Source organism: Methylorubrum sp. POS3 (assembly GCF_043352485.1).
In the GTDB taxonomy this organism is placed as follows: Bacteria; Pseudomonadota; Alphaproteobacteria; order Rhizobiales; family Beijerinckiaceae; genus Methylobacterium; species Methylobacterium suomiense.
Window position 1 is genome coordinate 1 of sequence record NZ_JAPRBT010000013.1, and the last position, 242, is coordinate 242.

At 76.0% G+C, this 242-nt stretch carries 1 protein-coding gene; it reads right to left on the bottom strand.

Going from position 1 to position 242, the window contains the following annotated elements; all coding sequences use genetic code 11:
- The coding region (locus tag OWC43_RS23255) for an AMP-binding protein (RefSeq protein WP_393958656.1) at positions 1–242 on the bottom strand (242 nt) is incomplete at both ends.

Consider the following 242-nt stretch of genomic DNA (forward strand, 5'->3'; position numbering starts at 1 on the left):
CCGACATAGCCCCGCGCCAGACCCGACCCGCCGAGATACAGCTCCCCCGGCACGCCCGGGCCGACCTCGCGCAGCGACGGGTCCAGCACGTAGGCCGTGCGCGCCCCCACCGGCGTGCCGATCGGCAGCCAGTCGCCCCCCGTCCAGGCCGCGGCGTCCGTCGCCGGATCGACCGCCAGCAGCAGCGGCGTGATCACCGTCTCGGTCGGGCCGTAGCCGTTGATGATCCGCGCGGGCGCGAA